Source organism: Komagataeibacter kakiaceti JCM 25156, from assembly GCF_000613305.1.
Genome location: NZ_BAIO01000410.1, coordinates 1 through 2153, shown reverse-complemented (window position 1 = coordinate 2153; position 2153 = coordinate 1). Strand labels below are relative to the sequence as shown.

Here is a 2153-nt window from a genome sequence, read left to right as displayed (position 1 = left end):
TCATGCCCTGTGCCGGTGGACGCCCCGCGGTTCATGACCGCCAGCGTCAGTGACAGCACCATGAAGGCCGTGCCCAGCACGGCGGTGGAGCGCGTGAGCAGCGTTGCCGTGCCGCGCCCGGACATGAAGGACCCCATGCCCTGCGAGCCACCGATTCCAAGGCCGCCACCCTCGCTGCGCTGGATCAGGATGGTGCCGATCAGCGCGATGGTGACAAACAGGTGCAGTAAAAGAAGAACTGTGATCATGCGTCTTTCCAGTTGATCCCCGCTGGCCGCGCGGCAATCACGACGGCCGGGCGGCGCGGACAAGCGGCACGAAGGTGTCGGCCTTCAGGCTGGCATTGCCCACCAGCGCCCCGTCCACGTGTTCGACAGGCAGGATATCGGTGACATTGCGTTCGTTAACGGACCCACCATAAAGGATTCGGATCGTTTTGCCAGCTTCCCCGAACTGGCGCACCAGTTCCTCGCGGATGAAGCGTGACATATCGGCAATATCCTGCTGCGAGGCCGCCGTGCCGGAGCCGATGGCCCATATCGGCTCATAGGCCACGATGCCACGGAAGCCCTGCGGCAGGGAGCCCTGTATCTGCCAGCCCACCGTCTCTTCTGATTCGCCGGCGGCGCGCTGGTCGGCGTTTTCGCCCACGCAGACGATGGGGGTCAGCCCCGCCGCCAGGGCGGCGACGGCCTTTTCACGCACCGTCTCGTCAAGTTCATGATGTTCGCCACGGCGTTCGGAATGGCCAAGGATGACATACTCCACCCCCAGATCGACCAGCATCGGGGCGGAAATATCGCCTGTATGCGGTCCCGCCCTGTCCTGATGGCAGTCCTGCGCGCCCAGGGCGATCCCGGCCTGCTTCAGCGCGGGGGCCAGCCGGGCGAGTTGTGTGAAGGGGGGGCAGACCACCACATCGGCCCGCGTGGGCAGGGCGGCCAGTTCCGTGGCCAGCCCGTTCACCAGGGCGTCGGCCTCCGCGCTCAGGCCGTTCATTTTCCAGTTGCCAACAATTATCTGCTTCATGTTTCCACTCCGGCCCCTGTCTGTCCGTGTCGCCACGCTGTGCAGGGTATGGCTGTCAGGGCGCGCAGCCTACACCATGCCGCCCCCGGCGTTGCAACCCGCCCGCGCGCACAACGGGTGCGCAAGCACGGTAGTGCTGGTCAAACCGCCAGTGTGACCGTATGGTGCGCGACCGGAAAACAGGAGCCCCGCAGGGCGCGTTGCGTGCATGCCATTTTCCGTCCGCCTTTATCTTGGTCCTGGTGCAGGTTTTTCATGCTATCTTTTCTGTGTCGCGTGTTCATCGATTCATGGGTGGGACGCATCGTCGCCGGGCTGTTTTTCCTTGCCTTCATTGGCTGGGGCGTGGGCGATGTGCTGATGGGCATCGGCACGGAACGCGCCGATGTGGTGGCCCGGGTGGGCGAGCAGACCATTCTGCTCCAGACCTACCAGAACGCGCTCCAGTCCGAGATGCCGCAGGTCGCGCAGTCCATGCACCTGTCCGATCCGTCCCAGATTCCCCCCGCCACGCGTGAGCAGGTGGCCCAGCAGGTGCTCCAGCGCCTGGTGCTTCAGGCCGAAATCGCGCTGGCGGCCGACCGGCACGGCCTGATCGTGCCCGATTCCTCGGTGCGCGACGAGATATTTTCCATCCCCGCGTTCAAGGGGCGGGACGGCCATTTCGATCGCGCCCTGTTCAACGACCGCCTGCGCCGCACCGGCATGTCGGAGGGAAGGCTGGTCGATCTCGTGCGGCAGGAACAGGCGTCGCGCATGCTGCTCCAGCCGATTCGCGATGGCGTGGGCGCGCCCGATGTGATGACCCGCCGCCTGTTTGATTTCGAGGCCCAGACCCGCACCATGGATCTGGTGCGCGTGCCCTTTGAAAGCCAGCCGGTCACCGCCACCCCGACCGGGGCCCAGCTTGCGCGCTACTACGCCAACCACCCGTGGGAATTCCAGGCCCCCGAATACCGCCATGCCCGCATTGTCGTGCTGTCGGCGGATACGATCGGCCATCAGCTCGACATTCCGGACGTCGCCCTGCGTGAGGCCTATCAGGCCCAGTCCCATACATTCAATACGCCCGAGCGGCGCACCGTGCAGATCGTGACCGTGCCGACGCAGGACCGCGCGGTCGC

Annotated in this window: 3 protein-coding genes; 1 reads left to right on the top strand and 2 read right to left on the bottom strand. The window is 65.4% G+C overall.

The window, feature by feature from the left end; genetic code table 11:
* Positions 1–248, bottom strand: a 248-nt coding sequence (gene secG, locus JCM25156_RS14520) for a preprotein translocase subunit SecG (RefSeq protein ID WP_025813638.1), incomplete at its 3' end; no start/stop codon positions are given.
* Between the two features lie 37 nt (positions 249–285).
* Entirely contained in the window at positions 286–1029 is a 744-nt protein-coding gene (tpiA, locus tag JCM25156_RS14515; RefSeq protein WP_025813636.1) for a triose-phosphate isomerase, read from the bottom strand.
* Positions 1030–1284: 255 nt separating this feature from the next.
* On the opposite strand from tpiA, the gene JCM25156_RS14510 reads away from it, so the two are divergent.
* A partial coding sequence (locus JCM25156_RS14510) for a SurA N-terminal domain-containing protein (RefSeq protein ID WP_025813635.1) occupies positions 1285–2153 on the top strand: 869 nt, incomplete at its 3' end.